This is a genomic window from Pyxidicoccus xibeiensis (assembly GCF_024198175.1).
GTDB classification, from domain to species: Bacteria; Myxococcota; Myxococcia; order Myxococcales; family Myxococcaceae; genus Myxococcus; species Myxococcus xibeiensis.
The window spans coordinates 514,776-533,861 of the sequence record NZ_JAJVKV010000002.1 but is presented as its reverse complement, the minus strand read 5'-3'; the positions used below and the strand labels follow the sequence as shown (position 1 = coordinate 533,861).

The window sequence follows — 19,086 nt, the reverse complement described above, 5'->3', positions numbered from 1 at the left end:
AAGCCATCGAACGGATCAGCCGGGCTCGGCCGGGTTGGCCCACGGCAGGGCCTCCACCGCGCAGCCCGCCCGCCGAGCCACCTCCATCAACAGCAGCTCCCGGTGGACGCGCAGGTCCAGCCTCCGCCGCTGCTGGTGCTTGAGGAAGTGCAGCCCATGGACCACCTCCATCATCGTCGCCTCCCCCGAGGTGAGCCCCAGCAGCACGGCGCCCAGCGCCTCCTCCGCCACCGGCAGCAGCTGCACCTCCTGCAGGTCCAGCCGCGAGTCCAGCGCCGTCAGCTCCGCGAGCAGCCGGTCCACCTCCACGGGCAGCGCGGCGGCGCGGCCGGTGCGCGCGAAGACGAGCCCCGCGAGCGCCTGGCGGTCCACCACCCCGTCCCGGGCCCAGGGCGGGAAGCGCTCCCCTTCGAGCACCTGGAAGTCCGGGTCCATCCGGCCCAGCACCGCCAGCAGCTCCGTGCGCGCATCCGCCAGCGCGAGCAGCTCCGAGTCGGCCGCCAGGGCCTCCGCGTCCAGCATGACGCGCTCGTGGGAGAACACGAGCTCCGGAGGTGCCTCGGTGACGATGTCGATGAGCCGCCCCAGGAACTCGCGCGCGCCCTCCTCGATACCGCGCGCCTCGCGGTTGTGCCGCAGCCAGAGCCGCACCCGCGCCGCGTCCCGGCCCGGTGACTCCAGGAAGCGCGCCAGGGAGACTTCCGGTGCGCGCGGCGCGGCCTCGGGCTGCTTCCGGACAGCGGGACGCGGGGGCGCCTGCAGGGGGGAGCCGGGCTCCAGCCCGCTTGCCTGCCCCGCGCCCGAGGCGAGGAACACGCTGAGGATGACGGCTGTCACTTCGCGCCTGCCCATGGGGGCTCCCTTCCCGGCGTCGTCCCGAGCCGGTCCCTGCCTCTTGAGCAAGCCTCGCGCCAGGACGCTCCCCTGGCGGTGCAGGACGAGCGGGACGCAGGAAGTGCGCGGCGCCGCGGAGTCGGGAGCGGACGCGCAAGACTTGCGCCGGCCGGAGGGCAGGCAGGCAGCGGGAGTCTTCCGAAACGCGCCGGCAGGGTCCACCTCCCAGGAGGGGCTCCTTCTCCGGGCCCCGTCGTCTGGGAGGCTCTTCTTGGTGGCGCGAACGACCCGGGACGAGGACAGCATCGCCCGCGACCGGGAGCAGCTGCGGCTCGCGGTGGAGGCGACCGGCCTGGGGACCTGGGACTATGACCCGGAGACGGGCGCGCTGACCTTCGACGAGCGGGCCCTGGCCCTCTTCGGGGTGCCGCCGGACACGCGGATGGGCATGGAGGACTTCCTGTCCCGCGTCCACCCCGAGGACCGGATGAAGACCCAGGCGGCGATACGGCAGGCCCTGCGGCCGGAGGGCAGCGGGCACTTCTCCCTGGAGCACCGCATCCCCACGCCCCTGGGCGTGCGCTGGCTTGCCGCCAACGGGCGGGCCTTCTTCGACCGAGAGGGCCGCCCGGTGCGCTTCCTGGGCACGCTGGTCGACGTCACCGAGCGGGTACACAGCCGCGGCGACATCGAGCATGCCCAGCTCCAGCGGGCGCGGCTGCTGGAGAGCATGTCCGACGGCTTCTATGCGGTGGACGCGCAGTGGCGCCTCACCGACGTGAATGCGCAGGCGGAGCGGATGCTCGGCCAGCGGCGCGAGGAGCTGGTGGGCCGCACCCTGTGGGAGGCGTTCCCCGGGTACCAGGGCTCCGAGCTGGAGCAGCACTACCGCGACGCCGCCAGCCGGCGGTGCGCGGAGTCCTTCGAGACGCTCTACACCCCGTGGAACCGCTGGTTCGACGTGCGCGCCCATCCGAACGAGGACGGCGGCCTGTCCGTCTTCTTCCATGACATCACCCGGCGCAAGCGGGAGCAGGAGGAGCGCGAGCAGCTGATGCGCGAGCACGAGCGGGCCCTCGAGGTCATGGAGCATGGGGAGGCCATGTTCGTGCTCGACAAGGACTTCCGCTTCGTCATGGTGAACGAGAACCAGGAGCGCCTGTCGCGCACGCGGCGCGAGGACACGCTGGGGCGCGTCTTCTGGGACGTGTTCCCGGCCACCGCGCATCCCGGGTCGAAGTACTGGGTGGAGTACCACCGCGTGGCGGAGCAGCGGGTGCCCAGCCGGTTCGACGAGTACTACGCGCCGCTGGACCTGTGGACGAGCACGAGCGTCTACCCCACGCGGGAGGGCGGCATCGCCGCGTTCTTCCGGGACGTCACCGAGGAGAAGCACACGGAGCAGTTCCGCGAGCGGCTGCTGGGCATCGTCGGGCACGACCTGCGCAACCCGCTCGGCAACATCACGCTCACCACCCAGCTGCTCCTGCGGCGAGAGGCGGTGCCAGACGTGGTGCTGACGGGCGTGCGGCGCATCGCCACCAGCGCGGACCGCATGACGCGGATGATTGACGACCTGCTCGACTTCACGCGCGCCTCCATGGGCGGAGGCATTCCCCTGGACCGGCGGCCGACGGACCTGTGCTGGCTGGTGCAGGAGACGGTGGCGGAGTTCGAGCTGACGCACCCGGGGCGCGTGGTGCTGGCCTGCGCGCGCGGGGCCCACACGGGTGCGTGGGACCCGGGCCGGCTGGCCCAGGTGGTGTCCAACCTCGTGGGCAACGCGCTCGTACACGGGGACGAGGACTCCCCGGTGCGGGTGGAGCTCCGGGCGGACGGCCCGGACGTGGAGCTGTCGGTGCACAACGACGGGCCCCCGGTGCCAGCGGAGCTGCTGCCCCGCATCTTCGACCCGTTCAAGCAGGCAGGGCGTGACGCCGGACGCCGGGGGCTGGGGCTGGGGCTCTACATCGTCCAGCACCTCGTCCGGGCCCACGGCGGGAGCATCACCGCCAGCTCCTCCGCCGAGGAAGGCACCCGCTTCATCGTGCGCCTTCCCCTCGCCACCACGCGGGAGCTCGACGCCTCCGCCCACGCGGGGTGAGCGGGAGCAGGCTGCTACCAGCTCCCGCTGGAGCCACCCCCCGAGGAGCGCCCGCCACCGAAGGAGGACGAGGAGGAGCGGCTGCCGCTGCTGGAGGACGAGCTGGAGCGGGTGAGGCGGGGCGTGCTGTGGCGCGAGGTGGACACGTTGCCGCAGTGCTTGCAGCGCAGCGTCACCTCCACCTCGCCGCCATGGTCGTACGTGGCGGCGCGCAGGGTCCGGGTCGTCTTGTCCGACGTCACATATCTGCACTGCGCGCAGCGCGCGTAGCGCGTGAAGAGCGTCCCGTAGCGCTCCACCACGGCGTCCTCGCAGGGGTTGCACCACCAGACGTCGTAGTCCACCGAGCCCAACTTCTCCTCCCGCCGCTGGCCCGCGTCGATGTGGTCGTCATCCGCCGCTTCGTCCAGCCGCTCCCGCTTGCCGCCACACGCACGGCACTTGCGTGGGCGCCTCCGCAGCAGCGCCCGGCCGGCCAGGCCCGCCGCGCCGAGCACGCCCACGCCCCCGGCCAACAGCCCGACGTCCGGAGTCGAGGAGGTGGGCTCGGGCGCGTACACGGACTCGTACGAAGAGGGGACGGTGCCGGGGATGTACGGTGCCTCCTGGGGTGGAAGGGCCTGGGTATCCTGCTCGCCGCTCGCGGTGGCGGCCGACGGGTTGAACAGCTCCGACTGCTGGAGGAGCTGGTGCAGGCCCCTGGCGCCGTCGCGCACCGCGCCGTCCGGGTCGCCGCGCTTGAAGGCGGGAATGATGGTCCCCGACATCAGCGCGTCGCTGGCCGCCTGGTCGCGCGGGCCGTCCACGCCATCGCCGAGGATGATCTCCGCCTTGCGGTCCGACAGCGCGATGAAGAGCAGCGCGCCGTCATCCACCCCGGCGTGGCCGATGCCCCACCGGTTGAAGAGGGTCAGGGCGAAGTCGCGCGAGCCACGGCCACTGGTGGTGTCCACCACCACCACGGCGAGCTGGCCGCGTCCCTGAGCGTCCAGCTCGGCGCCGAGCCGGTTCACCTCCGCCCGGGTGTCGGCGGAGAGCTTCCCCGTCGTGTCCACCGACCACGTGCCCCTCGGAGGACGGGGAACCGCATCCACCGTGATGCCCAGGGCCGGCGTGCCGAAGACACACGCCAGCACCACCCAGCTCAGCCATGCGCGCATGGCAGCCGAGTGTAGCAGACACGTCCGCGCCCTTTCGAGACGGGGGCCCGGACGCCGCGGTCAGTGGGGCGTCGGCCACCACTCGCGGTCCGGAGCGACCTGGTCGCGCGTCACCGTCTCGTGGCCGGTGGCCTTGCCGCGCTCCAGCAGCGACTTGAAGCGCAGCAGGTCGTCGTCCATCTGCTTCTTGGGGTCGGCGCCCAGCAGCTTCGCGAAGGCGTGGCCCACGGCGCCCGCCGGCGGGTTGTACGAGAGGCGGATGTCCACCCGCGTGCCTCCGTTGGGCGTGGGCTCGAAGTGGATGACGCCAGCGTTCTTCACCAGGGTGCCCTCCACGCTGCGCCACGCGAGCAGCCGGTTGGGGATGCGCTTGGTGACGATGGCGTCCCATTCGAAGTGCGTGCCCGCGGGGCCGCGCACCTTCCAGGTCGAGCGCCCCTCCGGGCCCACGCGGACCTCATCGACGTGCGTCATGAAGCGGGGGAAGTTGTGCATCGCGCTCCAGAAGGCGAAGACCTCCTCGACAGGGGCATTCACCGTGAGGTCCTTGTGGAGCGAGATGGCACGCACGTCCGCGCCCACACCGGTGAGCCGCTTCAGGTCCAGGTTGGTGAAGGCGCGGATGCCGAGCATCCCCCCGCCCAGGCTCGCCAGCGTGCCGATGATGCCCCGCTGCCCGAGCCCCCAGCCCGCGAGCGCCAGGCCTCCGAGCGCGCCGAACAGCCGCGACGTGGGAGACCAGTGGCCCTGCATGAAGGCCCAGGCCTCGCCGCGCCGGGGCACCCCGCCCTGCAGGTCCGGGCGGCTTCCGGGCTCCGTGAAGGGCGACAGCCGGTTGTCCACCCCGCGCACCCCGCGCACGCGGCCGAGGCGGGGCACCACGCGCTTCAGCTCGCCGACGAGGATGGAGCCCTCCAGCACCACCAGGCCGTTCCTCGCGGAGACCCGGATGGCGCCGGGATGCGAGCACACGCGGCCCAGCGCCGCGCGGACGCGCTCCTCCAGCGTCAGGTCGTCCACGGGCCGGGCGCGCAGCTTGCGGAAGGACTCGAAGAAGAGGCCGCGCGTGCGGTGGGACAGGTCGCGGGCGATGATTCCCACGGCGGCGCTGGCCTCATGCACCGCGTGGACGGCCCTGCCTTGCAGGTGGGAGCGCCGCCAGCGGCCACTTCGCGGGTCGGCCCAGTACATCAATCCCATGCCCATCCCCATGCCACCGATTCCCCACCAGGCAGCCTTCATCGCGTGACTCCTTCGCTCGCCGGTTCCTCCCTGGAACGTGAACGTGGCGGTAGCGCGGTGCATCAGGCTGGAGGGAGCCCCCGGTCCGACGCCTGTCAGCGCGCCCGGCTCCCCAGCAGTCAGCCAGGCATCGGCCGCACGTTCAGTGGGCAACGGGAGCGGTGCCCGCCTGCCTGGGCGTGCCCAGTGTCACGAGGCTGAGTGAACCCTTGCCGGAATCCAGGAGAGCCGCCGCATGCCCGAAGTGCCGACGACGCCCGATTCGCCCGTGAAGGAGCCTGAGCCGGGCAAGCCTCCCAGCCGGGAGCCGCCCGCGCGCCAGCCGCCGGAAATCGAGCCGCCCACGCGCGCGCCGCCGGAAATCGAGCCGCCGCAGCCGCCCGAAATCAAGCCGCCCGGCATTCATGAGCCACCCATGCCCACGCAGCCGGGCAGGCCGGAGATCATCGCCTCGGCGCCAGACAGCCTGCGCTGAGTCCCGAAGCGTGTCGGGCGGACCGGCGGGCACGGGGTGGGTGCCCCGCGCCCGCGCGGGCCGTTCCGCTCCGCGCGCAAGGTGCCCACGTTTGTCGCTGGAGGCGTCGTTCGGAGCTGGGGGAACGGCGAAGGGAGCGGCACATGCGAGGGCCCGAGTTCCTGGACCGTTATGAAGGAGGCCGCGAGCTGGCGGAGCTGCTGCGGCCGTATGCGCACCGGCCGGACACGCTGGTGCTCGGCCTGCCGAGAGGCGGCGTGCCGGTGGCGCTCGTCGTGGCGCAGGAGCTGGGGGCGCCACTCGACGTGTTCCTGGTGCGGAAGCTGGGGACGCCCGGACACGAGGAGCTGGCGATGGGCGCCATCGCGTCCGGTGGAGTGCGGGTCATCAACCGGGAGGTGGTGGAGCAGCTCGAGATTCCCCAGGAGGCCATCAACGCCACGGCGGAGCGCGAGGCGCGGGAGCTGCGGCGGCGCGAGCAGCGCTACCGGGACGGGCGGCCGCCGCCCGACGTGAGCGGGCGCACGGTCATCCTCGTGGATGACGGGCTGGCCACGGGGACGACGATGCGCGCCGCGGTGGCCGCGCTGCGCCGGCTCGAGCCCGCGCGCATCGTGGTGGCGGTGCCGGTGGGGGCCACCGAGTCCTGCGAGGTCCTCGCGGCCGAGGCGGATGAGGTCATCTGCGCCCGCATGCCCGAGCCCTTCTACGCCGTGGGCCTCTGGTACCGCGACTTCGCGCAGACCACGGATGAAGAGGTGCGTGAGCTGCTGAGCCACGCGGCCATGGAGCGCGGTGCGAGCCTGGAGCAGCCTTCCGCGCCCTGAGGCGTGTTGTGAGGAGGTAGACTCGCCGGTGACGGGTGAACCATGCCCGTGAGGGAGGGGCATGCGCTACGCCTGGATGCTCGTCGTGAGCGTGCTGCTGGTGGGGTGCGGCACCGTGACCCCCGCGAGACGCGGAGGTACGGGGCGCTACGCACAGAGCATGGACTCCGCCACGAGCTCATGCATGCGCAGTCCCGCGTGCTACGCCGCCACGGGGGATGACGCCGTGCTGCCGTGGTTGTTGCGCGGTGCTGGCGCCGTTCGCACCACGGCCGTCGTGCTGCGCTTGCTGGACACCGCGGAACTGGGTCGTGTCGAGGAGCTTCTGGAGGAGTGCGCCAGGCAGGCCCATTTCGAGGTGAATGAACAGCAATTCGGGCAGGGGAAACGACCCACGCGCGAGCAGTGCGACGAGGTGGTGAAGAACCCGTGGAACCAGGACGTGAAGCGCGCGGTCGAGCTGGGCCGGCTCAAACATGAAGCGGCGCTGAGATGTGTCCAGGAGGCACTGGAGAAGCTCTTTCCAGGAAACTACAGCCTCGAGCCTCGTTACGCGTACGACCTGAAGACGAAGCAGACGCGGCTGATTTCCCGCGAGCAGGTGGAGGAGTGGCTTCGGTCGGGCTGGCTCCACCTGCTGGTAGGAACACTGGTGCCGGACGTGGTGCTACACGAGACAGGAAACCCACTGAAGGTACAGCGTGTTTATGACTTCAAGTTTCCATGCGCGAACGACAATCATGCCCAGTGGAGGCCCTACCCACCGAAGCACCCCTACCATCCCAAGGATCAGGGACAAATGTATAAGGATGCCCTGAACGGAGCCGATCTTCCTGCCACCGTAAGCCCTGTTTTTGGAATCAGTCGATGAACGACCCATTTCCACATATCCGTCTCTGCTCGCACTTCGACGGCTATCAGTACATGCTCCTCAGGGACAGCGTGAACATCACCTTCTACCTGCGACGTGCGCACTGCGAGGTCATGCACGCCGTCCTTGACGCCCTGGAGGCATTTCGGCGCGCCATCGGTACGAAGTCTTCAGGGTACTACCTGGACTACGAAGGCTCTCTGCAGGAACTGGATGCGAATGGATGGGCGTTCGTTCGGACCGAGCTGTTGCGACCTGAAGGCGCCCGACTCACCCTGATGGAAGTACCGGATTCAAGCACCTTCGGTCATGAAGTCCTGTACCGCGGCCTGCCGCTCGACTCCCCCGAATTCAATGCCACTCCTGAGGAACTGACCACACTCACCTTCTGGCTACGCACCGAGTATCTGGAGGAACACGGTCCGGCCCGAGTGCGCGAGCTGGCACTGGAGCTCGGCGCCAGGCTTCCATTCAACTCCGGCCATGCGGGCCTCTGCTTCCACTTCAACGAGGACCTGCTCGGGATGACCCACAAGGTCCGCGAGTGGTGCTTCAAGTACCCGGGGCTGGGCATTCCAGACCTGAGACGTGCAAACAGCGACATGGGGACCCGGGTGAACGGAGTGCACTGGCTGACCTTCCTGGGCCAGCCCGTGCTCGGAGAGTTGGGCGGCGCGGCGGGACTGCGCTCCCATCTGCGCTCCCCCGAGACCACCGTGCAGGAGTTGGAAGGCGACCGTGCCGTCGTCACCCTCGGCCGGTGTCCCGTAGCGGGTGACACCGAGCCGGAGCGCACGCTGGCCCCATACCGCGAGCTCGCACGCGTGCTGGAGCCCTGGCTCTTCCTCGGCCGCCGGCCCTGGAGCGGCTTCACCGAGGAGGACATGCGCCGCTGGGAGCGCCGGTTCCTCGACTGACGCGCGAGGAGGGCTCGCTCCCCAGCCCGCCCTCCCACCGGGGCGTCGTTCGTGACACCCCTCGACGCAAGAGTCCGCCCGGCCATTCCGGTTTAGGCTCCCGCGCTCGCGCCCCCACCCCATGCAAGAGTTCCCCTCCCGCCGCCAGCTGCTCCTGGCCGTCCTCACGGCCACGGTCCTCGCCATGCTCATCGAGTGGGCCTGGTGGAGCACGCGGGCCGCGGGTCCCCTGCCCCGCATCCTCGGCACCGCCGCGCTGGTGCTCGTCACCACCGGCACCCTGGCCCTGCTGCTCGTCCACTCGCGGGAGCGCGCGCGCGGTGAGCGGGACGCCGCCCTGCGCAGCGCCGGAGACGCCAGCGCCCTGCGCGAAGCCTTCATGGACGTCACCCCCGTGGGCTTCGCCTTCTTCGACCGCGACCTGCGCTACGTCCACGTCAACGCCGCGCTGGCCGCGATGAACGGCCTGCGCCCCGCCGACCACCTGGGCCGCCGCGTCACCGAGGTGCTGCCGGAGCTGGGCCGCCTCCTCGAGCCCCGCCTCCGGCGCGCCCTCGACACGGACACCCCCGTCCAGGACACCCTCCTCCAGGTGGAGACGCCCGCCGCCCCCGGAGAGCCCCGCTTCTGGTTCGGCAGCTACTCGCGCGTGCGCGGCGCCGGCGGTAAGGTGCTCGGCGTCATCGCCGCCCTGTCCGAGCTCACCGAGCGCATGCGCGCGGAGCAGAGCCTCCAGGAGCACGAGGGCCGCCTCGACGTCCTCACCCGCTCGCTCCCCGACTACCTCTGGGGCGGCAAGCTGCGCGGCGGCGTGCTGCGCGACTTCTACTGCACGCCCGTCATCGAGCGCACCACCGGCTACCCCGCCTCCGCCTTCACCGCGCCCGGCCCCGACGGCGGCCCTCCGCCCCTCTGGTCGGACATGGTCCACCCCGAGGACCGCGCCCGCTACCGCGCGCGCCTCGAGTCCCTCGCGCCCGGCGCGGAGGCGGAGCTGGAGCACCGCCTCATCTGCGCCGACGGTCGCGTGCGCTGGGTGCGCAGCCGCGCCGCCGCCTCCGCGCTCGACTCCCAGCACGAGGTGCACGTCGGCTGCGTCGTCACCGACATCACCGACCGGCGCCTCGCCGACGACCTGCGCCAGCGCCTCCACGACAGCTTCCGCCGCTCCGCCCAGGAGTGGCGCCGCACCTTCGACGCCGTCTCCTCGCCGCTGCTCGTGCTCGGCGCGGACGGAGTCGTCCACCGCCTCAACGCCGCCGCCATCGCCCTCTTCGAGGGAGCGGACCCGTCCGGCCAGCCGCTCGTCACCGCGCCCCACACCCCGCTGCGTCCCGGCGCCCTGCTCCTGGTGGAGGAGCTGCGCCGCACCCACGGCAGCGCCACCCGCGAGGTGACGGACCCGCAGTCGCGCCGCACCTGGGAGGTGTCCGCCGCGTGGGTGGACGAGGCCGGCGGCGAGGACTCGCGCATCATCCTGGTGGCCACCGAGGTGACACACCTGCTGGAGCTGCAGGCGAGCCTGCGCCGCAGCGAGACGATGGCCGCGATGGGCGCCATCGTCGCCGGCGTGGCCCACGAGGTGCGCAACCCCCTCTTCTCCATCTCCGCCGTGGTGGACGCGGTGGAGGCCACCTTCGGCGCCCGCGCGGAGCTCAAGCCCTATGTGGACGTGCTGCGCGGCGAGGTGAAGCGCCTCAACCACCTCACGCAGGAGCTGTTCGAGTACGGCCGGCCCACCCGCGGCGAGTGGGTGCAGGGCCCGGTGCGCCCGGTGGTGGAGGACGCCCTGTCCGCGTGCGCGCTGGCCGGTGAGCAGGCCGGTGTCTCCGTCGTGTCCCAGCTGCCGGCGGAGCTGCCCCGCGTGCGCATGGACTCGCGGCGCCTGTTCCACGTCTTCCGCAACGTGCTGGAGAACGCGGTGCAGCACTCGCCCCCGGGCACCCACGTCCATGTGGCCATGGAGGCCGTGGTCGAGGCGGGCCGCGAGTGGGTGCGCTGCACGGTGCGCGACGGCGGGCCCGGCTTCCGCGAGGAGGACCTGCCCCACGTCTTCGAGCCCTTCTTCAGCAAGCGCCGGGGCGGCACCGGCCTGGGCCTGTCCATCGTCCAGCGCATCCTCGAGGAGCACCAGGGCGTCATCCGCCTGGGCAACCACTCCGCGGGGGGCGCCGAAGTCACCCTCCTCCTTCCGGCGGTTTCCTCGCCTCCCGCCGTGCAGTCCGTAGACTCCCTGGCCTCATGACGCGCACCCGCATCCTCCTCGTGGAAGACGAGCCCGGCATCCGGCTGGGCATGAGGGGCTTCCTCACCGCGCACGGGTTCGACGTGGACGAGGCCACCACGCTCGTCGAGGCGCAGGAGGCCTTCCGCACCACCCGCCCCGACGTGGCCGTGGTGGACTACCGCCTCACCGACGGCACCGCGCTGGAGCTGCTGCCCCGCCTCAAGGACATCGACGCGTCGGTGCCGCTGGTGGTGCTCACCGGCCATGGCTCCATCGAGCTGGCGGTGCAGGCCATCAAGGTGGGCGCGGAGCAGTTCCTCACCAAGCCCGTGGAGCTGGCCGTCCTCAAGGTGGTGCTGGAGCGGCTGGTGGCGCAGCGGCGCGAGCGGCAGCGCCAGCGCGCGGAGCGCTCGGGCACGGGGCACGCCACGGTGAACCCCTTCCTGGGCACCAGCGCCGCCATCCGCACCCTCCAGGCCCAGGCCGAGCGCGTGGTGCACAGCGACAGCCCGGTGCTCATCACCGGCGAGACGGGCAGCGGCAAGAGCGTGCTCGCGCGCTGGCTCCACGAAGGAGGCCCGCGCGCGGACGCGCCCTTCGTGGACATGAACTGCGCGGCGCTGTCGCGCGAGCTGCTGGACTCGGAGCTGTTCGGCCACGAGAAGGGCGCCTTCACCGGCGCCGTCGCCGCCAAGCAGGGCCTGCTCGAGGTGGCGGACCAGGGCACCCTCTTCCTGGACGAGATTGGCGACATGGACGTGGCCGTCCAGCCCAAGCTCCTCAAGGTCCTGGAGGAGCAGCGCTTCCGGCGCCTGGGCGACGTGAAGGACAGGCGCGTGGACGTGCGCCTCATCGCCGCCACCCACCAGGACCTGGGCGCCGCCGCGCGCGAGAAGCGCTTCCGCAGCGACCTCTACTTCCGCATCAGCACCCTCATCCTCCACGTCCCCGCGCTGCGCGAGCGCCCCGAGGACATCCCCGTCGTCGCCCAGCACTTCCTCGGGGAGCTGGGCAAGGCCCGGGGCCGCGGCGCCGTGGGCCTGCTGCCGGACGCCGAGACGGCCCTGGTGCGCTACCCCTGGCCCGGCAACATCCGCGAGCTGCGCAACGTGCTGGAGCGCGCCGTGCTGCTGTCCGGCGGCGGCCCCCTGTCCCGGAGCGACCTGCGCTTCGAGGCTCCCTCCGACGAAGCCAGCGCCGACGAGGACCTCACCCTCGAGGAGCTGGAGCGCCGCCACATCGAGCGCGTGCTGCGCCGCGAGAATGGCCACGTGGAGCGCGCCGCCGCCCGGCTCGGCATCCCCCGCTCCTCCCTCTATGAGCGCCTGAAACGTTTGGGCATCAACCGATCCGGATTCCAGAAGTCGGATCCGTAACCTGGACAATTCCAGTCGGGGCGGTCCGAATCCGGCGCCCAAGCCCTGGAAATTCCAGGGGCCGGGGCGGAGCGGACCCGTGGCCCCGCGCTTGCTCACGGTGCGGCCGTGGGCCAGAACCAGAACCTCCTGATTGTCGATGACGAGTCCGCCCTGTGCTGGGTGCTGGGGCAGTTCTTCGCCAGCGCCGGGTACCGGGTGGACTCCGCGCAGGCGCTGGACGAAGCGCTGGGGCTGATGACGACGGGGCGGTACGACCTGGTCATCAGCGACCTTCGCCTGAGCGGCACCCAGTCCGAGGAAGGGCTGATGCTGGCGGACTTCGTGCGCCGCTACGCGCCCGACACGCGGGTGGTGCTGCTCACCGCCTTCGCCACGCAGGAAATCAGCGACCGGGCGAGGGAGCTGGGCGTGGACCTGGTCCTGCCCAAGCCCCAGCCCCTGCCCGCGCTGGCCCAGCACGTCTCCGAGCTTCTCATGGCCTCCCGGTGATGACATGAAGGGGCAGGTCATCACGGACACCCGGGAGAGCGCCGGCATGAGCACGGGGGACATGCGAGGGGAGGAGCCGCGCGGCGGCGCCACGTGTCCTCCGGACGCGGACGCAACGCGCGGGGGCGCGGACCCGGCCGAGGAGGGCCCGGACGCGGACTCCATCGCCTCGTTCTCCTGGGGCTGGCGCGCGGTGGTCGACGGCTGCTTGCGCGCGAGGCGCCGGGCCTCGGTCCTGCTGGGGATGGTGGTGGCGCTGGCGGTGCCCGGCGGCGTGGCCCTGGCCCAGCCCGCGGCGTCGGACGCCATCGACGTGCAGCAGTACAAGCCGGGCCCGGGCGCGTACGACGTGCTCGGGCTGCATGGCGCGCGCGTGGCACCGCACCAGGCGTGGAACGTGGGGGTGTCGCTCAACTTCGCGAACGACCCGCTCAACTTCCTGGACCCGCGTCAGGACACCTTCGTCTACCGCATCGTCGACAGCCAGCTCACGCTGGACCTCATGGGCGCCGTCGCCCTGTTCGACCGGCTGGAGCTGGGCGTGTCGCTGCCCCTCTCCACCACCACGTCCGAGCCGGCCGGCGCCATTGCCCCCGGCTTCGCCAACGGTGCGCAGGCCACGGGCGTGGGAGACCTGCGCCTGGTGCCCAAGGTGCGGCTGCTGTCCACCGACGGGGGCCTGCACCTGGCCGTGGCGGCGCCCTTCACGCTGCCGACGGCGGGAGGCGCCAGCTTCCTGGGCTCGGACAGCCTGACCTTCCAGCCGCGGCTCGTCGCGGAGTGGGCCGGCCCGTCGCTGCGGCTGCTGGCCAACGTGGGCCTCAACGTGCGGCGCGAGGCCCAGCTGCGAAACCTCCGCGTGGGCAACGAGGTGGCCTACGCGGTGGGCGCGGAAGTGCCGCTGACACAGGCGCTGTCGGCGGAGGGCACGCTCGCGGGCGCGCTGGGCCTGAAGGAGTCGAACACGGAGGAGCGCCCGCTGGAGGTGCTCGCCGCGATGAAGTACCGCTTCCGAGAGGGGCTGGCCGCGCACCTGGGCGCCGGACCGGGGCTCACGCGCGGCTACGGCACGCCGGGCTTCCGTGTGCTCGCGGGGCTGGCCTGGACGCCCGCGCCGGCCTCCACGCAGCCTGCCGCGGTGGCGTGCGCCCTGGGGCCCGAGGACTTCGACGGCTTCCAGGACGAGGACGACTGCCTGGACCCGGACGATGACGGGGACGGCATCCTCGATGGCCCGGACGTGTGCCCGGGCGAGGCGGAGACGCGCAACGCGTTCGAGGAAGCAGATGGCTGCCCGGACGACCCTGACGCATGGCGCCCGGTGGGCGAGGACGGCCAGCCCGCCCAGGCGCCAGCCCCCATGGTGCTTCCTCCCGCGCCGGTGGACACGGACGGGGATGGGCTGCTGGACGGTGAGGACCGGTGCCCTCGCGTGGCCGAGGACGTGGACGGCTTCGAGGACGCGGATGGCTGCGCGGAGGCCGACAATGACCGCGACGGCATCGCGGACGCGTCGGACGCGTGCCCGCTGGAGGCGGAGGCCATCAACGGCGCGAAGGACGAAGACGGGTGCCCGGACAAGGGCAAGTCCCAGGTGCGCGTGGACGGCTCGCGCATCCTCATCCTCGACAAGGTCTACTTCGCCACGGGCAAGGACGTCATCCTCGCGAAGTCCTTCCCGCTGCTGGGCCAGGTGGCGTCGGTGCTCAAGGCCCACCCGGAGCTGGAGCGGGTGCGCGTGGAGGGCCACACGGACGACCAGGGCGCCGACGCACAGAACCTGGACCTGTCGCAGCGCCGCGCCAGCAACGTGCGGGCCTTCCTGGTGAACGCGGGCATCGCGGCCGAGCGGCTGGAGGCGGTGGGCCAGGGCGAGACGAAGCCCGTCGACACCAACGCGACGGCGAAGGGGCGGGAGAACAACCGTCGCGTCGAGTTCAACATCGTGAAGGTCGCCGACCCCTCGGCGGAGGGAGGCTCGCCGTGAAGCGGACTGCTGCCTGGATGATGGCGCTGGTGCTGGTGGCCTCCCCTGCCCTGGCGGCGGAGGCCGATGGGCCCTGCGGCAGCCTGCGCTTCGAGGGCGGGCTCATCGAAACCGGCCGGCCGCTGGCGCCGAAGGGGCCACAGACCGAGGCGTGCCTGAAGCAGGTGGCCGAGGCGCTCAAGGCGCGGCCCGCCATCCGCTCGGTGACGCTGGCGGCGCGGCTGCCGGACGCGGAGCGGCTGGACGGCCAGGGGCTGGCGGTGGCGAAGGCGGCGGCAGACGTGCTGGTGGCGGCGGGGCTGCCGCGCACGCGCGTCTCCGTGGTGGCGCCTCCGTCGGTTCCGGGAGAGGCGGCCCGGCTCCAGCTCGCATACCTCGAGCGCCCCGCGCAGCCGGCGGTGGCGCGGGTGCGGGCAGCCAGCGGCGAGGTGTCCGCGGGCACGGCCGCGGCGGAGCTGCGCCCCCGGGCTCCCGGCGACGCGCTCTACTCGGGCGAGCTGCTGCACACGGGGCCGGGCGCACGCGTGGAGCTGGCCCTGGCGGACGGCAGCAGGGTGCGGCTGATGGCGGACAGCTCGTTGCGGCTGGGCACCATCGAGCTGATGGCGAACCTGCGGCGCAAGGTGCAGTTGGAGCTGCTGCGCGGCACGGTGGAGGCGGACGCGGCGCCCAGCGGGGAGGGCTCCCTCTTCGAGGTGCGCACGCGCAGCGCGGTGGCCGGCGTGCGGGGCACGCACTTCCGCGTCACCGCGCAGGAGGACGGCACCCACCGGCTGGAGACGCTGGAGGGCCGGGTGGCGCTCATCGCGAAGAAGGGCGACCTGGACGTCATCGAGGGCTACGGCTCGCGGGCACTGCCGGACAGCGCGCCGGAGCCGCCGCGTCCGCTGCTGAAGGCGCCGACGATGGTGGACCCTCGCGACGGCACCTTCGCCGCGCCGCCCCGGCTGACGTGGGGTGCGGTGAGCGGCGCCCGGGCGTACCGGGTGGAGCTGGCCCGCACGGCGGACTTCGCCGCGGGCGTGCGGACGCACGAGGCCCCGGCCGCGGAGCTGGCGGTGACGAACCTGGACCAGGGCAAGTGGTTCTGGCGGGTGGTGGCGTTGGATGGCGAAGGCTTCGTGGGCTTCCCCTCGAAAATCTTCGCCTTCGACGTCCGGCCCTGAGCGTCCCCATGCCTCCCAGCCCCGCCGAGCCTTCCCGCAGCTCCAGCCCCAGGCCCCCACGCCCCGCCGTGCCGCGGGCGCTGGGCGCGCTGGCAGGCCTGGCCCTGGCCGTGGTGACGGCGGCGACCGGCGGCGCGCCCGGCTTCCTCGAGCGGGAACTGTACGACCAGGCGGTGAGCCGGCTGCTCCCGGCGGTGCCCCCGAGCGCGGACCTCGTGCTGGTGGAGGTGGATGACCGGGCGCTCGCGGCGCTGGGCGAGCGCTGGCCGCTGTCGCGTGCGACCTGGGCCCGGGCCTTCCGCGCCTTGGCGTCGCGGCGACCGGCGGCGGTGGCGGTGGACGTCATCTTCGACCAGCCCGGCCCTCGCGACGCGCTGGAGCTGGGCGAGGACGTGCTGGCGGCCCTGCGCGCCTCCGGACTGGCGGACCAGCCCGCGGGCGCGGCCCTGGTGGCGGACCTGGAGGCGCGCGTGCACGCCCAGGACGGGGACGCCCGGCTGGCCGAGGCGCTCTCGGAGGGTGCCGGTGTCATCCTGGGGGCAGCGGCATTGACGGACGACGTGCCGGCGATGACGCCCGTGGACGACGCTGCCGCGGCCGGTGCTTCCCTGCCCCTGCCCGCGGACGCGCTGCGGCTCCAGGCCCGGAGCCTGGCGGGCAGCCTGGCCCCGCTGCGCATGGCGGCACGCGGCAGCGGCACGCTGAACATGCTGGTGGACGGTGACGGCGTCATCCGTCGCTACCCCTACGCGGTGGGCGTGGACGGAAGGGCCTGGCCCTCGCTGGCGCTGGCCACCGCGCTGCACCTGACGCCGGAGCGGGCCGAGTCGCTGCGAGCGCTGGCTGCCACGGACCAGGGCGCGCCGCTGATGCGGCTTCCCGCGCCGGACTGGCTGCCCCGGGTGAGCCTGGCGGACGTGCTGCACGCGGACCCGGACTCCGTGGGGCTGGACCTGGCGCTGCGGGGGAAGACGGTCTTCGTGGGCGTCACCGCGACGGGCCTGCACGGCCAGAGCACGCTGCCCGGACTGGTCGCGGTACCCGGCGTGGAGATTCACGCCTTCGCCCTGGACAACCTCCGCTGGGGGCGGCTGATGCTCTCTTCGGGCCTCGTGGCGGGGGTGGGCGTGCTGGAGACGGCGGCGGTGCTGCTGGCCTTCATGCTGTTCTGCCGCCGCGCGCGCTCCCTGGGCGCGGTGCTGCGAGCGGCGCTGCTCCTGGGCCTGCTCCACCTGGCACTCGTCGGCTGGCTGGCGGCGGACCTCGGCTGGGTGGTGCCGCTGGTCCCCGTGTGGGTGGGGCTGACGCTGATGCTGCTGGTGGACTCGGTGACGCGCGCCGACGAGCTCGTCCGGCAGCGGGGCGCGCTGCGGCGGCTGTTCGTCCGCTACCCCCAGTCGACCTCGGCGGGTGCGCCCACGGTCTCCGCAGCCGCGGGCACGGCGTCGGATGACGGCAGCCGACACTGAGCCGCGCGGCTCGCGATTCCGCCGTAATCGCGAAACTCTCGTAAGCCGAGATGTTCAGGCGCCTGTCGGCCCGGCTGGTAGCGCCTGCAACGGGCCATCCGTGGCAGCATCCAACAGTCATGGCTCTGTATGCCCTCATCGCCGAGCCCGACCCTGCTCGTGCCGCCGGTCTCCTCTCGCTCATCCAGGGGGAAGGACTGGAAGGCGTCGTGGTCCGCGATGGGGCGGAGGCGCAGGAGGTGGTGCGCCAGCGCAGCGCGCCCACGCTGCTCGTCACGGACCTGGCCCTGCCCCGGGTGGACGGCTTCGCGCTGCTGACGTGGCTGCGGGAGCGTGACGACGCGGCCGGCACCCACGTCGTGGTGGTGACGGCCTTCGATGAGCTGCGGGTCCGCGCGTGGCAGCTCAAGGACGCGCTGGGCATCCACTCGCTCCTGAGCCGCCGCGCGTCGGTGGACCTGATGCGGGACACGATGCGGCGGGTGATTGCAGGCCAGCGCGCGCCCCCTCCTCCACCGCCGGAGTCCTCGGCCGAGCTGGAGCAGCAGCGGCTGGCGCGAATCGAGACGCTGAAGCTGGTGGACGAGGGGCCTCCGGAGGCGGAGCTGCAGGCGCTGGTGACGGAGGTGGCGCAGGCCTTCGGCGTGCCGGTGGCATTGCTGTCGCTGGTGCTGGGCGAGCGGCAGTGGTTCAAGGCGCACGTCGGGCTGCCGCCGTCGCTCGCGCAGGACCGGGGCACGCCGAGGGACTGGGCCTTCTGCCACCACGTGGTGCAGGGCCGCGAGCCGCTGGTGGTGCCGGACGCGACGCGACACCCGGTGTTCCGCGACAACCCGCTGGTGCGCGACGGCATCGTGGGCAGCTACGCGGGGGCGCCACTGCTGACCTCCAGCGGAGAGGTGCTGGGCTCGCTGTGCGTCATCGACACGCGCCCCCTCATGCTGGGCGCCGAGGACCTGTCGGCCCTGCGCGAGCTGGCCGGGCGCGTGGCCGGGGACCTGGAGCAGAAGGCGCGCGTGAGACAGGCGGCCCAGGGGCGGCGGGACACCGGACGCGCTCCCCTGGAGCCGGCGCTCACGGAGGCATCCGCGCTGGCGCTGCTGCGTGACGCGGTGCAGGCGCTGGATGTGGCCGTGCTGCTGGTGGCCCCCGGGCGGCGTCCCTTCGCATGCAACTCCGCGCTGGCGGAGCTGCTGGGCCTGCCCGCGGAGCGCATCCCGGCGCTCTCGTTCGAGGCGTTCTGCCAGCACGTGGCGGGCCTGACGGCGGACCCGGCGCTCGCGCTGCGGCAGCTCGACCTGGCCTCCGAGTCCTCCCGAGGCTTCCACCTCACGGTGGCCCTGGAGCGGCCCCGGCCCCGGAGGCTGCGGTGGGTGGCGCGCCCCTTCCCGGTACCGGGTGGCATCGCTCAGCTCCTGACGCTCTCCGACCTGGGCAGCGCCGCCCCCGCCCGAGACGAGCGGGAGCGGCTCTTGCGCGTGGATGCGCTGACGGGCCTGGACACGCGGCGCTCGGGCGAGGAGCGGCTGCTGCGCGAGATTGGCCGGTGCCGCCGGGACGGCGTGCCCTTCACCCTGCTGCTGGTGGACCTGGTCGGGCTGGGCACGCTCAACGCGACGCGCGGCTTCGACGCGGGAGACGCCGCGCTCCGCGACGTGGCCCGCCGCGTGGAACGCTTCGGTGCGCCATCCGGCTTCGCGGTGCGCTGGGAGGGCGGGACGCTGCTGGTGGCGCTCCCTGGCGTGGACGCGTCCGGCGCGGAGGGCCTGCGCCAGCAGCTCCGTGCCGATCCGGGCGCGCCGGAGGTGGTGACCGCGGCCATCGGCGTGGAGGGCGAAGAGGACCCACAGGGCACCCTGGCCCGGGCACGTGCGGCGCTGGCCCGGGCGAAGGCGGAGCGGAAGCCCGCCCACCCGGGGTGAGTCGACCCGGGCGGAGG

The 19,086-nt window shown here is 72.9% G+C and carries 15 protein-coding genes; 12 read left to right on the top strand and 3 right to left on the bottom strand.

Annotation, left to right across the window (positions count from 1 at the left end):
* Positions 1 to 15: 15 nt before the first annotated feature.
* Positions 16 to 852, bottom strand: coding sequence for a hypothetical protein (locus tag LXT23_RS10185; protein WP_253979920.1), 837 nt, complete (start codon positions 850 to 852; stop codon positions 16 to 18).
* Positions 853 to 1,108: 256 nt separating this feature from the next.
* Between LXT23_RS10185 and LXT23_RS10180 the strand changes: the two genes are divergently transcribed.
* The gene (locus LXT23_RS10180) at positions 1,109 to 2,938 is read left to right on the top strand and encodes a sensor histidine kinase (RefSeq protein ID WP_253980422.1); all 1,830 of its coding nucleotides are present in this window, start codon (positions 1,109 to 1,111) and stop codon (positions 2,936 to 2,938) included.
* 14 nt (positions 2,939 to 2,952) lie between these two features.
* Here the strand turns inward: LXT23_RS10180 and LXT23_RS10175 are convergent, their stop codons facing one another.
* Both LXT23_RS10175 and LXT23_RS10170 read right to left on the bottom strand, forming a co-directional pair.
* Entirely contained in the window at positions 2,953 to 4,098 is a 1,146-nt protein-coding gene (locus LXT23_RS10175) for a TPM domain-containing protein (RefSeq protein WP_253979919.1), read from the bottom strand.
* A 60-nt stretch (positions 4,099 to 4,158) separates the two neighbouring features.
* Positions 4,159 to 5,340 (bottom strand): SRPBCC family protein, encoded by a 1,182-nt coding sequence (locus LXT23_RS10170; RefSeq protein ID WP_253979918.1) that lies wholly within the window; start codon positions 5,338 to 5,340, stop codon positions 4,159 to 4,161.
* A gap of 235 nt (positions 5,341 to 5,575) precedes the next feature.
* On the opposite strand from LXT23_RS10170, the gene LXT23_RS10165 reads away from it, so the two are divergent.
* The 11 genes from LXT23_RS10165 to LXT23_RS10115 all read left to right on the top strand — a co-directional run bounded on the left by LXT23_RS10165 (position 5,576) and on the right by LXT23_RS10115 (position 19,069).
* A complete protein-coding gene (locus tag LXT23_RS10165; protein ID WP_253979917.1) occupies positions 5,576 to 5,815 on the top strand; it encodes a hypothetical protein in 240 nt (79 codons plus the stop codon).
* Positions 5,816 to 5,958: 143 nt separating this feature from the next.
* Entirely contained in the window at positions 5,959 to 6,642 is a 684-nt protein-coding gene (locus tag LXT23_RS10160; protein ID WP_253979916.1) for a phosphoribosyltransferase, read from the top strand.
* Positions 6,643 to 6,703: 61 nt separating this feature from the next.
* Entirely contained in the window at positions 6,704 to 7,513 is an 810-nt protein-coding gene (locus LXT23_RS10155) for a hypothetical protein (RefSeq protein ID WP_253979915.1), read from the top strand.
* Entirely contained in the window at positions 7,510 to 8,430 is a 921-nt protein-coding gene (locus LXT23_RS10150) for a type VI immunity family protein (protein ID WP_253979914.1), read from the top strand. The genes LXT23_RS10155 and LXT23_RS10150 overlap by 4 nt, the downstream gene beginning before the upstream one ends.
* A 121-nt stretch (positions 8,431 to 8,551) precedes the next feature.
* Entirely contained in the window at positions 8,552 to 10,675 is a 2,124-nt protein-coding gene (locus LXT23_RS10145; RefSeq protein WP_253979913.1) for a PAS domain-containing sensor histidine kinase, read from the top strand.
* Entirely contained in the window at positions 10,672 to 12,033 is a 1,362-nt protein-coding gene (locus LXT23_RS10140; protein WP_253979912.1) for a sigma-54-dependent transcriptional regulator, read from the top strand. The genes LXT23_RS10145 and LXT23_RS10140 overlap by 4 nt, the downstream gene beginning before the upstream one ends.
* A gap of 108 nt (positions 12,034 to 12,141) precedes the next feature.
* Positions 12,142 to 12,525 carry a response regulator gene (locus tag LXT23_RS10135; RefSeq protein ID WP_253979911.1) on the top strand — a complete coding sequence of 128 codons (384 nt, stop codon included), beginning with the start codon at positions 12,142 to 12,144 and terminating at the stop codon, positions 12,523 to 12,525.
* A gap of 4 nt (positions 12,526 to 12,529) precedes the next feature.
* Positions 12,530 to 14,512: an OmpA family protein gene (locus LXT23_RS10130; RefSeq protein WP_253979910.1), complete on the top strand. Its 1,983-nt coding sequence runs from the start codon at positions 12,530 to 12,532 to the stop codon at positions 14,510 to 14,512.
* The gene (locus LXT23_RS10125; RefSeq protein ID WP_253979909.1) at positions 14,509 to 15,678 is read left to right on the top strand and encodes a FecR family protein; all 1,170 of its coding nucleotides are present in this window, start codon (positions 14,509 to 14,511) and stop codon (positions 15,676 to 15,678) included. Before LXT23_RS10130 ends, LXT23_RS10125 begins: the two co-directional genes overlap by 4 nt.
* Before the next feature lie 8 nt (positions 15,679 to 15,686).
* Positions 15,687 to 17,147 (top strand): CHASE2 domain-containing protein, encoded by a 1,461-nt coding sequence (locus LXT23_RS10120; protein WP_253979908.1) that lies wholly within the window; start codon positions 15,687 to 15,689, stop codon positions 17,145 to 17,147.
* Positions 17,148 to 17,266: 119 nt separating this feature from the next.
* Positions 17,267 to 19,069, top strand: a complete 1,803-nt coding sequence (locus LXT23_RS10115; protein ID WP_253979907.1) for a diguanylate cyclase domain-containing protein — start codon at positions 17,267 to 17,269, stop codon at positions 19,067 to 19,069.
* Positions 19,070 to 19,086 lie beyond the last annotated feature (17 nt).

What these genes read in the sequence shown, in the direction of transcription:
- LXT23_RS10185 (WP_253979920.1), bottom strand. Translation starts at nt 852, where the DNA reads ATGGGCAGGCGCGAAGTGACAGCCGTCATCCTCAGCGTGTTCCTCGCC.
- LXT23_RS10175 (WP_253979919.1), bottom strand. Translation starts at nt 4,098, where the DNA reads ATGCGCGCATGGCTGAGCTGGGTGGTGCTGGCGTGTGTCTTCGGCACG.
- LXT23_RS10170 (WP_253979918.1), bottom strand. Translation starts at nt 5,340, where the DNA reads ATGAAGGCTGCCTGGTGGGGAATCGGTGGCATGGGGATGGGCATGGGA.
- LXT23_RS10165 (WP_253979917.1), top strand. Translation starts at nt 5,576, where the DNA reads ATGCCCGAAGTGCCGACGACGCCCGATTCGCCCGTGAAGGAGCCTGAG.
- LXT23_RS10160 (WP_253979916.1), top strand. Translation starts at nt 5,959, where the DNA reads ATGCGAGGGCCCGAGTTCCTGGACCGTTATGAAGGAGGCCGCGAGCTG.
- LXT23_RS10155 (WP_253979915.1), top strand. Translation starts at nt 6,704, where the DNA reads ATGCGCTACGCCTGGATGCTCGTCGTGAGCGTGCTGCTGGTGGGGTGC.
- LXT23_RS10150 (WP_253979914.1), top strand. Translation starts at nt 7,510, where the DNA reads ATGAACGACCCATTTCCACATATCCGTCTCTGCTCGCACTTCGACGGC.
- LXT23_RS10145 (WP_253979913.1), top strand. Translation starts at nt 8,552, where the DNA reads ATGCAAGAGTTCCCCTCCCGCCGCCAGCTGCTCCTGGCCGTCCTCACG.
- LXT23_RS10140 (WP_253979912.1), top strand. Translation starts at nt 10,672, where the DNA reads ATGACGCGCACCCGCATCCTCCTCGTGGAAGACGAGCCCGGCATCCGG.
- LXT23_RS10130 (WP_253979910.1), top strand. Translation starts at nt 12,530, where the DNA reads ATGAAGGGGCAGGTCATCACGGACACCCGGGAGAGCGCCGGCATGAGC.
- LXT23_RS10120 (WP_253979908.1), top strand. Translation starts at nt 15,687, where the DNA reads ATGCCTCCCAGCCCCGCCGAGCCTTCCCGCAGCTCCAGCCCCAGGCCC.
- LXT23_RS10115 (WP_253979907.1), top strand. Translation starts at nt 17,267, where the DNA reads ATGGCTCTGTATGCCCTCATCGCCGAGCCCGACCCTGCTCGTGCCGCC.